This window comes from Pseudonocardia sediminis (genome assembly GCF_004217185.1).
In the GTDB taxonomy this organism is placed as follows: Bacteria; Actinomycetota; Actinomycetes; order Mycobacteriales; family Pseudonocardiaceae; genus Pseudonocardia; species Pseudonocardia sediminis.
In genome coordinates, this window is record NZ_SHKL01000001.1 from 3,684,248 (window position 1) to 3,698,533 (window position 14,286).

General features: G+C 73.0%; 11 protein-coding genes. 6 read left to right on the forward strand and 5 right to left on the reverse strand.

Going from position 1 to position 14,286, the window contains the following annotated elements:
* Nucleotides 1-8 precede the first annotated feature (8 nt).
* The 4 genes from cydB to EV383_RS17010 all read left to right on the forward strand — a co-directional run bounded on the left by cydB (nt 9) and on the right by EV383_RS17010 (nt 6,408).
* Nucleotides 9-1,040, forward strand: a complete 1,032-nt coding sequence (gene cydB / locus EV383_RS16995) for a cytochrome d ubiquinol oxidase subunit II (protein WP_130290819.1) — start codon at nt 9-11, stop codon at nt 1,038-1,040.
* Nucleotides 1,037-3,064, forward strand: coding sequence for a thiol reductant ABC exporter subunit CydD (gene cydD, locus EV383_RS17000; RefSeq protein WP_242623153.1), 2,028 nt, complete (start codon nt 1,037-1,039; stop codon nt 3,062-3,064). Before cydB ends, cydD begins: the two co-directional genes overlap by 4 nt.
* Nucleotides 3,061-4,875: an amino acid ABC transporter ATP-binding/permease protein gene (locus tag EV383_RS17005; protein ID WP_130290820.1), complete on the forward strand. Its 1,815-nt coding sequence runs from the start codon at nt 3,061-3,063 to the stop codon at nt 4,873-4,875. The genes cydD and EV383_RS17005 overlap by 4 nt, the downstream gene beginning before the upstream one ends.
* Before the next feature lie 132 nt (nt 4,876-5,007).
* On the forward strand, nt 5,008-6,408 hold the full coding sequence (locus EV383_RS17010) for a GH39 family glycosyl hydrolase (protein ID WP_130290821.1): 1,401 nt from the start codon (nt 5,008-5,010) through the stop codon (nt 6,406-6,408).
* A 65-nt stretch (nt 6,409-6,473) separates the two neighbouring features.
* On the opposite strand, the gene EV383_RS17015 is transcribed toward EV383_RS17010, so the two are convergent.
* The 4 genes from EV383_RS17015 to fabG form a co-directional block, all read right to left on the reverse strand.
* Nucleotides 6,474-8,228, reverse strand: coding sequence for an FAD-dependent oxidoreductase (locus EV383_RS17015; RefSeq protein ID WP_130290822.1), 1,755 nt, complete (start codon nt 8,226-8,228; stop codon nt 6,474-6,476).
* On the reverse strand, nt 8,225-9,070 hold the full coding sequence (locus EV383_RS17020; RefSeq protein ID WP_130290823.1) for a dioxygenase family protein: 846 nt from the start codon (nt 9,068-9,070) through the stop codon (nt 8,225-8,227). The genes EV383_RS17015 and EV383_RS17020 overlap by 4 nt, the downstream gene beginning before the upstream one ends.
* Before the next feature lie 50 nt (nt 9,071-9,120).
* A complete protein-coding gene (locus EV383_RS17025; protein ID WP_130290824.1) occupies nt 9,121-9,999 on the reverse strand; it encodes a PaaI family thioesterase in 879 nt (292 codons plus the stop codon).
* Nucleotides 10,000-10,072: 73 nt separating this feature from the next.
* On the reverse strand, nt 10,073-10,834 hold the full coding sequence (gene fabG / locus EV383_RS17030) for a 3-oxoacyl-ACP reductase FabG (RefSeq protein WP_130290825.1): 762 nt from the start codon (nt 10,832-10,834) through the stop codon (nt 10,073-10,075).
* Between the two features lie 255 nt (nt 10,835-11,089).
* Between fabG and EV383_RS17035 the strand changes: the two genes are divergently transcribed.
* Both EV383_RS17035 and EV383_RS17040 read left to right on the forward strand, forming a co-directional pair.
* The gene (locus EV383_RS17035) at nt 11,090-11,848 is read left to right on the forward strand and encodes a class I SAM-dependent DNA methyltransferase (protein WP_130290826.1); all 759 of its coding nucleotides are present in this window, start codon (nt 11,090-11,092) and stop codon (nt 11,846-11,848) included.
* A 107-nt stretch (nt 11,849-11,955) separates the two neighbouring features.
* Nucleotides 11,956-12,717: an SDR family NAD(P)-dependent oxidoreductase gene (locus EV383_RS17040; protein WP_130290827.1), complete on the forward strand. Its 762-nt coding sequence runs from the start codon at nt 11,956-11,958 to the stop codon at nt 12,715-12,717.
* Between the two features lie 22 nt (nt 12,718-12,739).
* On the opposite strand, the gene EV383_RS17045 is transcribed toward EV383_RS17040, so the two are convergent.
* Complete coding sequence (locus EV383_RS17045) at nt 12,740-13,912, reverse strand: uroporphyrinogen decarboxylase/cobalamine-independent methonine synthase family protein (RefSeq protein ID WP_130290828.1); 1,173 nt, start codon at nt 13,910-13,912, stop codon at nt 12,740-12,742.
* Nucleotides 13,913-14,286: the final 374 nt, after the last annotated feature.

Consider the following 14,286-nt stretch of genomic DNA (forward strand, 5'->3'; position numbering starts at 1 on the left):
AGACGATCATGGATCTCCCCGTCGTGTGGTTCGTCGCCGTCGCGATCCTCTGGACCGGCTACCTGGTGCTGGAGGGCTTCGACTTCGGCGTCGGGATGCTGCTGCGCCCGCTGGCCCGGCGCGAGGACGACCGGAAGGTGATGCTCGGCGCGATCGGGCCCGTCTGGGACGGCAACGAGGTGTGGCTGATCGCCGCCGTCGGCGCCATGTTCGCGGCGTTCCCGGCCTGGTACGCCTCGATGTTCTCCGGCTTATACCTGCTGGTGCTCGCGGTGCTGCTCGGCCTGATCGTGCGCGGGGTCGCGCTGGAGTACCGGGAGAAGGTCGACGACGCCCGGTGGCGCGCCCGCTGGGACGCCTGCATCGCCGTCGGGTCGTTCCTGCCCGCCTTCGTCTGGGGTCTGGTCGTCGCCAACCTCGTCCGCGGCCTGCCGATGGTCCCCGGGACGCTGGGGGTCGGCATCGTCGACGCCGGGTTCACCGACCTGTTCGACGGCTACGCGCTCCTCGGCGGTCTGCTGACGGTCGCGCTGTTCGTCCTGCACGGCGCGGTGTTCCTCACCCTGAAGACCGACGGCCCGGTCCGGTACCGGGCCCGCGCCCTGGCCGTGCGGATGTCGGTCCCGGTGCTGGTGCTCCTGGCGGCGTTCCTCGGCTGGACGCTGTTCCTGCGGGAGACGACGTGGACGGTCTGGGTCGCCCTGGCGACCGTCGCCGCGCTCGCCCTGGCCGTCGGTGCGGTGCACCGGGGCCGGGAGGGATGGGCGTTCACCGCCACGGCCGCGACCGTCGCCGGCCTGGCCGTGGTGATCTTCGGGTCGCTGTTCCCGCAGCTCCTGATCTCGACGACCGACCCGGCCCTGACCCTCGACGTCGCCGGGGCCGCGTCGGCGCCGTACACGCTGACGGTCATGACCTGGGTCGCCGCGGTGTTCCTGCCGCTGGTGATCGGTTACCAGGCCTGGAGCTACTGGGTCTTCCGCAAGCGCCTGGTCGGTGAGCGGGTGGAGCCGGCGCCCGACCCGGCCGGCCTGTCGTGACCCGGCCCGCCGGGCCCGTCGACGCCGAGCGGGACGTCACGGTCGTCGATCCCGCTCCGGACAGCCCTGACGCCCCTCTCGACGCGTCCACCCGTCCGGCCGCCCCGGGGCCACTGCCGCCGGACCCGGTGGCGCCGGACTCAATGGCGCCGGGCCCGGTGGCGCTGGACCCTGCCGCGCAGGCGCCCGGGCCGCCGGTCGACCCGCGCCTGTTGCGCACCGCGAGCGCGGTGCGCAACCACCTCCTCGTGGCCACCGCGTGCGGCCTCGCCCTGACCGGCCTGATCCTCGCCCAGGCCTGGTTGCTCGCCCGCACCGTCGCCGGGGCCACCGACGGTGCGGACATGATCACCCTGACGACGCTGGTCGCGCTCGTCGCCGGGGTGGCCTTGGTCCGGGCGGTACTGGCCTACGGAGCAGAGACCGCCGCGCTCCGCAGTGCCGCCCGGGCCAAGTCCCAGCTGCGGCGTCAGCTCGTGGACCGCCTGACGACCGGGCCCCCGGACCTGGCCGGGCGCAACGCCGGCGAGCTCGTCACGCTGGCCACCCGCGGCCTCGACGCCCTCGACGACTACTTCGCCCGCTACCTGCCCCAGCTCGTCCTGGCCGTGCTCGTGCCGGTCGCGGTGCTGATCGTGATCGCCGACGCGGACTGGGTGTCGGCGCTGGTCATCGGCCTGACGCTGCCGTTGATCCCGATCTTCATGGCGCTGGTCGGGATGCACACCCGGGCCCGCACCGAGCGGCAGTGGCAGCTGCTCTCGCGTCTGGGTGGGCACTTCCTCGACGTCGTGCAAGGACTCCCGACGCTCGCCCTGTTCCGGCGGGCGCAGGCCGTCGCGGGCAAGGTCCGGGAGACCACCGACGAGCACCGGCGGGCCACGATGGGCACGCTGCGGGTCGCGTTCCTGTCGGCGTTCGTGCTCGAGGTGCTCGCCACGCTGGCGGTCGCGCTGGTCGCGGTCGAGGTCGGGCTGCGCCTTCTCTACGGCAACCTGGACCTGGAGACGGCGCTGCTCGTGCTGATCCTCGCCCCGGAGGCCTACCTGCCGCTGCGCGAGGTCGGCGCCCGTTTCCACGCCAGCATGGAGGGCGTCGCCGCCGCCCGGCACGTCTTCGCCGTGGTCGACGGCCCCGGCGCTCCGACCCACGACGGCGCCGCACCGTTGAGCGTCACGAAACGGCGGAGCGTGCGACCGGAACGTGACGCCCGATCGCATACTGCTGATCCGGCGCCGTCGAGCGTCACGATGTGGTCGACCGAGCAGCAGGAACGTGACGCTCGATCGACCGGAGTCGCCACCGCGCTGGAGTTCGACCGCGTGGTCGTGCGGTACCCGGGCGCGGCCGAGCCGGCGGTGCGGGACGCGTCGTTCGACGTCGCGGCGGGCGAGTCCGTGCTGCTCCGGGGCCCGAGCGGGGCCGGCAAGAGCACGCTGGTCTCGGTGCTGCTGCGCTTCGTCGACGTCGGGTCGGGCTCCGTCCGGGCCGGCGGCACCGACCTGCGCGACCTCGACCCGGACGACTGGCGCCGCACCGTGGCCTGGGTGCCGCAGCATCCCCACCTGTTCGCCGGGTCGGTCGCCGACAACGTCCGCCTCGGCGAACCGGACGCCCCGCTCGAGGCCGTCCGCCGGGCCGCCGAGCAGGCCGGGCTGGACGCCGTCGTGGCCCGCCTCCCGCAGGGCTACGACACCCCGCTGGGCGAGAACGGGGCCCGGCTGTCCTCCGGGGAACGGCAGCGGGTCGCCCTGGCCCGGGCCTTCCTGCGCGACGCCCCACTCGTCCTGCTCGACGAGCCGACCGCGCACCTGGACCCCGACTCGGCCGCCGCCGTCCGGGCCTCCGCGGCGCTGCTGCTCCGCGGCCGCACCGCCCTGGTCGTCGCCCACGACGACGGCTGGACCGACCTGGTCGACCGCACCCTGACCGTCCGCGACGGCGTCGTGCACGCGCCCACCGGCACCGCCGCCGACACCGCCAGGGACACCGCCGCCGACGACGAGGCAGGAGCACCACGATGACCGGGTCCCCGGCACGGTCGCTCGTCACCGCCGTCCTGCGTCCACGGGCCCGGCAGATCCTGGCCGGAGCCCTGTTCGGCGCGGTCGCCACCGCCTGCGGCGCCGGGCTGCTCAGCCTCGCCGCGTGGCTGATCGCGACCGCCGCCACCCACCCCCCGATCACCGCGCTGAGCGTCGCCGTCGTCCTGACCCGGGCGCTCGGCGTCGGACGCGGCGTGGCCCGCTACGCCGAACGTCTCGTCACCCACGACGCGGCCCTGCGGGCACTGGCCGACGCCCGCGACCGCGTCTACGCCCGCCTCGCCGCGACCGAGCCGGTCCGCCGGTTCCGCTCCGGCGACCTGGTCAGCCGCCTGGTCACCGACACCGACTCGGTGCAGGACCTCGTCGTCCGCGGCCTGGCCCCGCCGGTGGCCGCCGCGCTCGCCGGCTCGGGTGCGGTCCTGCTCTCCGGCGCGTTGCTGTTGCCCGGCGGGGCGCTGTTGGCGGCCGGACTGCTGCTGGCCGGGCTCGCCGTCCCGGCCCTGGCCGCCGCGGCCGGACGTCGTCCCGCGGAACGTACCGCGCGGGCCCGCTCGGAACTGTCGACCGCCCTGGTCGACGTCCTGCACGGCGCCCCGGACCTCATCGCCTACGGGGCGATGGACCGCGCCGCGGACGCCGTCCGGCGCGCCGACGACGACCTCACCCGCGTCGCCCGCCGCGACGCCCGCCTGCTGGGCCTCGGCGCGGGAGCGTTCTCGCTGGTCGCGGGCCTGACGCTGGCCGGGTCGCTGCTGCTCGGCGTGACCGCGGTGGCCGGCGGCACGCTGGGCCCGATCCCGCTGGCCGTCCTGGTCCTGACGGCGCTGGCCGCGTTCGAGGTCGTCGCACCGCTGCCGGGCGCGGCGGCACGCCTGGGCACGGTCCGGTCGGGGCTGGACCGCCTGGGCGGGGTGCTGGCCGTCGAACCGGCGGTGCGCGCCGTGCCCGACGACGACGAGCCGATCCCGGCCCGCGGCGACCTGCGGATCCGTGGCCTCCGGGTCCGGCACCGCCCGGAGCACCTGGTCGGCGACGAGCTTCCCGGGGACGGGGCGGCGCAGGACGGGGTGGACCGAGCGGCGGGGGTCGAGGTGGCAGGGGACGGTGTGACGAGGGACGAGGCGGAGGAGCCGAACCCGCTCGTCCTCGACGGCCTCGACCTCGATGTCCCGGCCGGCGCGCACGTCGCGCTCGTCGGGGCCAGCGGCTCCGGGAAGTCGACGCTGGCCTCGGTCCTGTTCCGGTTCCTCGACCCGGAGTCCGGCACGGTCACCCTCGGCGGCGCCGACCTCCTGGCGCACTCGCCCTACGCGGTGCGGGCCGCGGTCAGCGGCGTCCCGCAGGATCCGCACGTGTTCGACTCGACGGTCCGGGAGAACGTCCGCCTGGCCCGCCCGGACGCGACCGACCCGGAGCTGCGCTCGGTCCTGGACCGGGTCGGCCTCGCCGCGCTGGACCTCGACCACGGGGTCGGCGCGCACGGGATGCGCCTCTCGGGCGGGATGCGCCGGCGCCTCGCACTCGCCCGTGCGCTGCTCACCGACCCGGCCCTGCTGGTGCTCGACGAGCCCACCGCGCACCTGGACCCCGACACCCGCGACGCCGTCCTGGACGATCTGCTGACGGCGTCCGCCGGCCGCTCGGTGCTGTTGATCACGCACGATCCGGCGTGTCTCCGGCGCGCCGACACCGTCGTCACACTGCGCGACAAGCGGCTGTACGGCGACGACGGAGCCGCGCGCCGAGCGGGCGATCCGACCCCCTACCCTGCTCCGAACGCCTCTTGACAGGAGCGGTGCCGGTCTCTCAGCCCGATCACAGGAGCTCGGTGCCACTGTAGAGATCACCCGGCCGGCAGTCCCCGCGGCGAGCCAGGACGGGACCCGACCGAACCACCTGCGAATCGTGAGGTTCCCCCCGTGCGTGCGTCACCCCACCCCCGCCCGACCTCGTCCCCGTCGAGGCGGGTACCCGCGATCGCGGCGCTGCTGGTGGCGGTGCTGGCGCTGGCCTCCTGCTCCACCGGCTCCGACCCGGGCTCCACCCCCACCCAGCCGACGTCGGCCGAGCAGGCCTCGGCGAAGGCCGTCGACCTCTCGCAGGGGTGGGCCTGGCGCAAGCAGACCGGCCCCACCGACATCGGTGTGACCCACACCAAGAACAGCCTCGACGACACCGAGCCGGCCGAGGCCCGCCAGCGCGGCACCGAGATCCTCTCCGGGTCCGGCGAGGAGTACCAGAACCACCACCTGATGGGCTTCGGCACGCTCAACCCCGAGCCGGCCCCGGGCGAGTACGACTGGTCGTCGCTGGACCGCCGGATGGAGCTGACCAAGGAGACCAACGGCAAGGCGATGATGACGCTCTGCTGCTCCCCGGACTGGATGAAGGGCGGTCAGCCCGGCCAGACCGACTGGTCGCAGCTGGAGAAGGCGCCGACCCCGGAGCACTTCGCCGACTACGCGAAGCTCGCCGCGGAGGCCGTCAAGCGCTACCCGCAGGTCGACCGCGTGATGGTGTGGAACGAGCTCAAGGGCTTCTACAACGAGGCCGAGAACCGCTGGGACTACGAGGGCTACACCGCGTTCTACAACGAGGTCTACAAGGCCGTGAAGGCCGCGCGGCCGGACGTCAAGGTCGGCGGGCCGTACGTGGTGACCAACAGCGTCCCCGCCGGCTCCTCGGACGCCTCGACCGTCACCGGGGTGTGGGGCGCGCTGGACAAGCGCCCGCTCGACGTCCTGGAGTACTGGATCAAGAACAACGTCGGCGCGGACTTCATCGTCGTCGACGGCTCGACCACCAACAAGGGTGTGCAGGACGCGATCAGCCCGGTCGACGTCGGCGCGCAGAAGTTCGCCGTCGTCAACGACTGGATCAAGCAGCGGACCCAGCTCCCGATCTGGTGGGCCGAGTTCTACGCCAACGTCCCGGCCGGGGCCGAGGCCGGCTACGACAAGCCGGCCAGCGCCGTGAGCACCCTGGCCGCGATCTCGGCGATGGCCCGCTCCGGGGCCGAGGGTGCGCTGCTCTGGGGCCCGGAGGGCAGCTCCGACCTCGAGTACTCCTCGCTCTGGACGCCGGCGACGGAGTCCGACGGCGGGCAGGCGACGCCGCTGACCGAGGCCTGGGCCTGGCTGGTGCCCCGCCTGCGCGACGGCAACGTCGAGTTCGGGCGCGCCCAGGGCAGCCCGCTCACCGCGTTCCGCGACACCGACGGCAACGTCCTGATGGTCAACCTCAGCGGTGACCCGGTGCCGGTCCCCGGCCAGGAGGACCTCCCGGGCTGGGCGGTCGTCGAGGTCCCCTCGAACGCCTGACCCCGCTCGACGCCGAACGGCCCCGATCCGGGTGGATCGGGGCCGTTCGTGTCCGTCGTGCGCGGTCAGCGGTGCAGCACCCGGCGCAGGACGTCGGTCAGGGCCGCGGCGGGATCGTCGGCCAGGTCGTGGGCCCGCCACGCGACGTGGGTGTCCGGGCGGACGAGCACGCAGCCGTCCTCGGCGACCTCGCGCACCCGCGCCCAGTCGTCGTAGAGGTCGGTGTGCTCCCGGCCCGGCCCGATCACGTGCGCGACCAGCTCGATGCCCAGGTCCGTCGCGACCTGCTCGGCCGCGACCGCCCACCGCTGCCCCGAGATGCCGGTGAACAGCGCGAACCTGCCCTTGCCCGCCAGGTCGTGGGTGCTGACCCGGTGCCCGTCACGGCCCAGCCAGCAGTGCGGCAGACGGGCGCCCGGCCAGGTCGTCGGGTGGTGGTGCAGCTCGGGGTCCCGGTCGAACGCCGGTTCCTCCGTGCCGTCCGGGACGACGGCGCCCGAGCGGTAGCGGTGGTTCATCTCGACGCCGTGGGCGTTGAACTCGTAGTTCTTGAGCTCGAGCGCCTTGCGCAGGGCCTCGCGCTGCGCGGCCGCCTCGGTGGTGTCGTCGAACCGGGCCGCCATGTGGCGTTCCATGAGGTCCGGGTCGTCCGTCGAGGTCAGCCCCAGCGCTTCGAAGATCGGCCCGAACTCCTCGATGGACTTGTTGGCGCGCAGCACGATCTGCTCGCCGATCGGGGTCCGCTCGGCCTCGTAGCTGTCCAGCAGCGACTCCCCCGCCGCGCCGCGCAGCACCAGGGCCAGCTTCCAGGCCAGGTTGTAGGAGTCCTGGATGGAGGTGTTGGACCCCAGACCGTTCGACGGCGGGTGCCGGTGCACCGCGTCCCCGGCGCAGAACACGCGCCCGGAGCGGTAGCTCGTGGCGTAGCACTTGTTGTTGCCCCACAACGAGTACCCGCGGATGGTGACCGGGACCGAGTCGTCGCCGAGCAGGTCGTGGACGATCTTCGTGGCGGCTTCGTCGTTCATCTCCGGCGGCGGGGCGGCGATGTCGTAGCCCCAGATCGCGAGCCACTGCGTCCACGGCTTCACCGCCCGGACGACGCCCATCCCGATGCCGCCGATGTCCGAGCCCGGCTGCAGCACCCAGTAGAGGATGCTCGGGCGGTGCGCGACCAGCCCGGACAGGTCGGCGTCGAAGACGATGTTCATGCTGCCGGCGACGTCCATCTCGCCGGTGAACGGCAGACCGGCGTCCGCGGCGACGGTGCTGCGCGCCCCGTCAGCACCGATCAGGTACTTCGCGCGGATCGTGTACTCCGCGCCGGTGATCCGGTCCCGGACGCTCGCGGTGACGCCGTCGTCGTCCTGGACGAAGCCCAGGTACTCGGTGTCGAACCGGATCCGGCTCCCTCGCGACGCGGCCGCGCCGACGACGATCGGCTCCAGCAGCGTCTGCGGCAGGTCGCAGTGCCGAGACGGGCTCGCCAGGGTGTACTCCGCGTGCCGCGACGGGTGGGTGCCCCAGGTGCGGACGCGCCCGATCTCCTCGCCGACGAGCGAGGTGCAGAACACGGTGTCGCCCATCAGCTCGTTCGGCGTGCCCTGCGCGATCACCTCGTCCTCGATCCCGAGGTCGCGGAAGATCTCCACGGTGCGCTGGTTGGTGATGTGCGCCCGCGGGGTGTTCGCCGTCCACCGGTACTTGGTGACGACGATGTGCTCGACGCCGTAGGTGGCCAGCGCCAGTGCGGCGGCCGCTCCCGCCGGGCCGGTGCCGACGACGAGGACGTCGGTCTCGACCACCACCGGGGCGCTCACGCGTCGGCCAGGACGAGGTCGTAGGACACCCGGTACCAGGTCGAGTCCAGTTCCCGCCCGCCCGGACCGGTCCCGGGGGACTGCGGCTCGAAGTCCACGATCAACGACTCCTTCACGCCGAACACGGCGTCCTCGGCGATGTAGGGGTCCGTGCGGTCGAACACGTGCGTGACGAGCTGGCGGTACCCGTCGGCGGTCACGCGCAGGTGGACGTGGGCCGGGCGCATGGTGCGCCGTCCCGTCGCCGAGAGCAGGTCCCCGACCGGGCCGTCGGCCGGGATCGAGTAGGCGACCGGGCGCAGCGACCAGAACGCGTAGCGGCCGTCGTCGCCGGTGACCAGGTAGCCGCGGGCGGCGGTGCGGGAGTCGCCGTACTGCACGTCGTAGACGCCGTCGCCGTCGGTCTCCCAGATGTCGACCCGCGCTCCCGCGATCGGGGCCCCGTGCACGTCGGTGACGGTGCCGTCGATCCAGCAGGGCTCGCCGGGGGCGCCGGCGGCGATGTCGTCGCCGAGCCCGACGTGCGGGGTCTTCTCCACGAAGAACGGCCCGAACACCGTGGACTCGGTGGCCCGCGGGTCCTCGGCCGCGTTGAGGCCCACGACCTGCATGGACAGCCCCAGCACGTCGGAGAGCAGGATGAACTCCTGGCGCTCGTCGTCGGTGATGTGCCCGGCGCGGGTCAGGAAGTCGATCCCGGCCTCCCACTCCGCCGTCGTCAGGTTCACCTCCGCGGCGAACGCGTGGAGATGCCGCAGCAACGCCTGCAGCACCTCCCGGGTCCGCGCTGGCGCGTTCCCGACGCTGGCCACCACCTCGTCGGACAACGCCTCACTGGTCATCGGGTGCACCGTCATCGCCCTTCCGCCTCCCTGCTCGCTCGACGTCGAAACTAGTCCAGAGCGCGGCGGGTGACGGTCGCCGCGGCGGCGAGCTTCCCGGCGGCGTTCCGGACGTCGGTACGCACCACGCCGAAGGACCGCCCGGCGTGCACGACGTCGGCCTCGACCGTGGTCGGGGCGTCCAGACCGGCCGGGCGCAGGTAGGTGACGTGCAGCGACCCCGTCGCCAGCGGCCGCTCGGCGGGCCCCGGCAGCGCCGCGACGGCGGCCAGCTCGCTCACCGCGGCGAGGATGCCGCCGTGCATGGTGTCGCGCTCGTTGGCCAGTGCGGCCGAGCCGGGCAGGACGAGCGTCGGGCCCTGCTCGGCGACCCCGTCCGGGGTCGCCGACGAGCGGTCCGGGAACGTCACCCCCAGGACGGCGGCGGCGTCCCCGTCCGGCGGGGCGGTGCCCGCGTCGGGGTCGGCGAGGGAGTCGAGGTCGGGGACCTCGGGGAGGAACCGGCCCCACTCGGTGCCGACGCCGATCAGCTCGCCGCGCGGGCCCAGGACGTCGCCGCGGGCCAGGACGGCGCGGTCCCCCGCCTCGACCACCCACGCCCGCACCGTGACCTCGCCACCGTCACCGGGGATCGGTCCGCACAGGTCGACGGTCATCTCCGTGGTGACCGGCCAGTGCCCGTCCGGGCGACCGACGATCGTCGCCTGACCCAGCACGGCGTCGAGGAGCACGCAGAGCGCACCGACGCCGGGACGGCCGTCCGGCCCGAGGCACCACGGCCCGGACACCATGGTCGCGGCGACCACGGTGTCCCGGCCGATCGGGTCCGGTCCCGGTGAGTCCTCGACCCGCAGCGGGCCGACCCGGAACAACCGGTCCGGCCCGCTGGGCGGGGGCAGCAGCAGGGGTGCCCGCAGTGTGCTCGTCACGGGGCCACGATCAACGCCGCCGCGTCGTCCTGCAAGTACCTCTCAGAGCCGCTGCCTCACGTCGCGGGCCGACTCAGGCCTTCGGGCCGCCGGCCACGTAGATGACCTGACCGGAGACGAAGCCCGAGGCCTCGTTCGCGAAGAACGAGACCATGTTGGCGATGTCCTCCGGCAGCCCGGGACGCTGCACCGGGATCTCCTTGGCGCGCGAGGACTTGAACTCCTCCCAGTCCACGCCGAGGCGCTCGGCGGTGGCCTTGGTCATCTCGCTGGCGATGAACCCGGGGGCGATGCAGTTGGCGGTGACGCCGAACTTGCCCAGCTCGATGGCCAGGGTCTTGGTGAAGCCCTGCAGGCCGGCCTTGGCCGTGGAGTAGTTCGCCTGGCCGCGGTTGCCCAGCGCCGAGGTCGAGGACAGGTTGACCACCCGGCCCCACTTCGCGTCCACCATGTGCTTCTGGACGGCCTTGGTCATCAGGAACGAGCCGCGCAGGTGCACGCCCATGACGGCGTCCCAGTCGTTCTCGGTCATCTTGAACAGCAGGTTGTCCTTGGTGATGCCGGCGTTGTTGATCAGCACGGTCGGCGGGCCGAGCTTCTCGGCGACGGTGTCGACGGCGTTCTGCACGGCGGTCGCGTCGGACACGTCCGCGCCGACGCCGAGCGCCTTCCCGCCGGCCGCCTCGATCGTCTCCACGGTGGCCTTGGTGGCGGACTCCTCGAGGTCCACCACGCCCACCGCGAAACCGTCGGCCGCCAGGCGGACGGCGGTCGCCGCGCCGATCCCCCGGGCCGAGCCGGTCACGATCGCGGTACGGGTCTGCGACTGCGTCATTGCGTGCTTCTCCTCGGTGTTTCGGCAATGCATCCATCGGTGCCCGGCACCCTCCGGTGCGGACTCAGGAGCTGATCGTGTCATTCCCGCAAGGCCTGTGCGCAGCGCAGGGAGCGGTATTGCTCACCCGCACCGGGCCCCTTCCTCGACTACCGTGAGTCGCGTCGCTGTGCACGCGACCCGCCGGCCGGAACCCCGCCGACCGCGTCGCAGCATCGAGCTGCCGCCCCCGTCTTCGACCAGGAAGGTCCCCTCATGGCCGATGCACGATCCGCCCCCGCTTTCCGTCTCGCCCTCCCCGACGCGACCCAGAGCTACGAGCAGGACGTCGAGTGGTGCCTCGTCGACGACGGTTCGGGCTGGCGCGAACTGCGCTTCCACGACTACTCCGACATCTACCAGGTGCCCGGCCTCTACGAGCGGCTGTTCTACGAGGTCCTGCAGTGCCAGTCGCCGCCGGTGGTGTGCGACCTGCTCGCCGAGCAGCTGGCCGGGGAGAACGTCGACCCGGGGAGCCTGCGGGTGCTCGACGTCGGCGCCGGCAACGGCATCGTGGCCGAGGAGCTGCGTGCCCGCGGCATCAGCAAGGTCGTGGGTGTCGACATCATCGCCGAGGCGAAGGACGCCGCTCTGCGTGACCGTCCCGAGGTCTACGACGACTACCGCGTGGTGGATCTCACCGACCTCGAGCCCGGTGCCGCGGACGAGATCGCGGGCGGCGGCTTCGACGCCCTGGCCTGCGTGGCCGCGCTCGGCTTCGGCGACATCCCGCCGGAGGCCTTCCGGGCCGCGTTCGACATGGTCCGCGACGACGGGTGGCTGGCGTTCACGCTGCGTGCCGACTTCCTCTCCGACACCGACACCAGCGGCTTCTCCGGCCTGATCAAGTCGCTGCTGGCCTCCGGTGAGCTCGAGGAGCTCGGTGCGGTGACCTACCAGCACCGCCTCGCGACGACCCGCGCCCCGCTGCACTACCGGGCCGTCGTGGCCCGCAAGCGCCGCTCCCTGGCCTGACCGGCCCCGCGCGTCCGGCCAGGACGCACCCGTGGAGCTTTCGTGCGGCCGCACCGCACGAAAGCTCCATGTGGGACACGGGTGGTCCGCCGCATAGGGTGCGCGCCATGACCGTGATGGATCGTTTCCGCCTCGACGGCAAGGTCGCCGTCGTCACCGGTGCCTCGTCCGGCCTCGGGGTCGCCTTCGCCCGGGGGCTGGCCGAGGCCGGCGCCGACGTCGTGCTCGGCGCCCGTCGTGCCGAGAAGCTCGCCGAGACCGTCGCGATGGTCGAGGGCCTGGGCCGCCGCGCTCTCGCCGTGACCACCGACGTGGCCAGCCAGCCCGACTGCCAGGCTCTCGTCGACGCGGCGATGGAGGACTTCGGGCGCGTCGACGTGCTCGTCAACAACGCCGGCATCGGTACCGCCGTCCCCGCCACGAAGGAGACGCCCGAGCAGTTCACGCAGGTCATCGACGTGAACCTGAACGGCTGCTACTGGATGGCGCAAGCCTGCGGCAAGGTGATGCAGCCCGGGTCGAGCATCGTCAACATCTCCAGCGTGATCGGCCTGACCACCGCCGAGCTGCCCCAGGCCGCCTACTCCGCGAGCAAGGCCGGCCTGATCGGGCTCACCCGCGACCTGGCCCAGCAGTGGGGCACCCGCAAGGGCATCCGGGTGAACGCGATCGCCCCCGGCTTCTTCGCCTCCGAGATGACGGACCAGTACAAGGACGGCTATCTCGACCGGATGAGCGAGCGCATCCCGATGGGCCGCATCGGCGACCCCGAGGAGCTCACCGCCGCGCTGGTCTTCATGGCCTCCGACGCCGGCGGGTACCTCACCGGCCAGACGGTCCCCGTCGACGGTGGCCTGACCATCACCTGAGTCCGGACCGGATCGCCGGCGCTCAGCCGACGCCGAGTATCTCCGCGGCGTCGCGGGTGCCGTCGACCCGGCTCCGGATCTTCTCGAACGCCACCTCACGGGCGAAGTCCGGCGAGCCGTGGTCGGGCTTCTCGTCGATCGAGAACGGTGAGAACCCGCAGTCGTCGGTGGAGCCCAGCTGCTCACCCGGGATGAAGTTCGCGGCCCGGACGAGCTGGTCGGTGACCTCCTGCGCGCTCTCCACCCGCGGGTTGCCGGGGTTGGTGACACCGATGTAGGCCATCTGGGCCACCCCGGCGGCGTCCGCCCGCAGGTTCTTGCCGATCGCCTCGTAGACCGGGTCCCTGTCCCGCTCGGATGCGCACTGGATGAGGAAGTAGCCGGCGTCGATCCGGAACATCTCCGGCAGGAGGTTGCCGTAGGGCACGTCCGCGGAGTGCACCGAGTCCCGGTCGCCGCCCGGGCAGGTGTGGACGCCGATGTTCGTCCGCTCGGCGGCGTCGAAGCGGGCCATCACGGCGTTGATCAGCTCGATGAAGTGCGGCAGCAGACCGGCACCGGTCCAGGGATTGCGCGGGTCCTCCCGGGTGGCGAGACGGCCCTCGGTGAAGTCCACCGACACCCGCGCCGCACCGGCCGCGAACGCCGCGCGGATGTCGCGCTCGCACTCGTCGACCAGGGTGGCCTCGAACTCCTCGCGGCTGTAGCCGGGCACCGGGTCCTTCAGCGGGTAGAGCAGCGCGAGCATCGACGGCGAGATCACCGCCTGCTTCATCGGGGCGTGGGCGAACAGGATCGACTGCGACAGCGAGTCGGCGGCGTAGTTGGTGTACCGGAACGGCCCGCGCTCCAGTTTCGGCAGCTGACGCCCGTGACCGTCGGCGAAGATCGCGAAGAACTGCCCGCCCGGCCCGAGCGAGGGGGCCAGTCCGGTCCCGGCGAGCGTGTCGGTGATCGGGTAGGTGGCGAAGGAGGACCAGCGCTGCTCGCCGTCGGAGATGATCGGTGACCCGGTCGCCTCGTAGCGCGAGAGGGTGTCCTTGACCGCCGTCTCCTGCTCGGCCTCCAGATCCGGCTTGTCGATCGAGCCCTCGTCGTAGGCCGCGTAGGCGTCCTGCAGCTTCTGCGGCCGGGGCAGGGAGCCCACGGGTTCGGTCGGGATGCCGGTGGCGGTGCGCGGGTCGTATCCGCTCATGGGAGCTCCTCGGATGTCGATCGGGCTCGTTCGGTCGCGGACCGGCGACGCGGCCGCACACCGGCGCGGGAACGCGGGAATGGACGGATCGGCGTGCACGGTGTTCCGCACGGGTCCGGGGACCGGGGACCATGACGTCGTTCGATCGTGTGGCGGCCGGTCGTCACGCCTCGCGCGAACGTGGCCGATCTCCGACGCTACTGCGGTGACCCAGGTCACGGCAACGTACCGCGCTCCGTGCATGCGGACGGGGACGTCGCAGCAGCTGTGGCGCAACGGTTACGGACGTTCGCCCCTGGTCAGCGGCGTCTCCGCTCTCCCGCCGCTTCCTCTCGGCACCCCCGAGTGCGTCCGACGATCTAGGGTGAATCCGA

Excerpts from the sequence above, each read along its gene's own strand:
- cydB (WP_130290819.1), top strand. The coding sequence starts at position 9 with ATGGATCTCCCCGTCGTGTGGTTCGTCGCCGTCGCGATCCTCTGGACC.
- EV383_RS17005 (WP_130290820.1), top strand. The coding sequence starts at position 3,061 with ATGACCGGGTCCCCGGCACGGTCGCTCGTCACCGCCGTCCTGCGTCCA.
- EV383_RS17020 (WP_130290823.1), bottom strand. The coding sequence starts at position 9,070 with ATGACCAGTGAGGCGTTGTCCGACGAGGTGGTGGCCAGCGTCGGGAAC.
- fabG (WP_130290825.1), bottom strand. The coding sequence starts at position 10,834 with ATGACGCAGTCGCAGACCCGTACCGCGATCGTGACCGGCTCGGCCCGG.
- EV383_RS17035 (WP_130290826.1), top strand. The coding sequence starts at position 11,090 with ATGGCCGATGCACGATCCGCCCCCGCTTTCCGTCTCGCCCTCCCCGAC.
- EV383_RS17040 (WP_130290827.1), top strand. The coding sequence starts at position 11,956 with ATGACCGTGATGGATCGTTTCCGCCTCGACGGCAAGGTCGCCGTCGTC.
- EV383_RS17045 (WP_130290828.1), bottom strand. The coding sequence starts at position 13,912 with ATGAGCGGATACGACCCGCGCACCGCCACCGGCATCCCGACCGAACCC.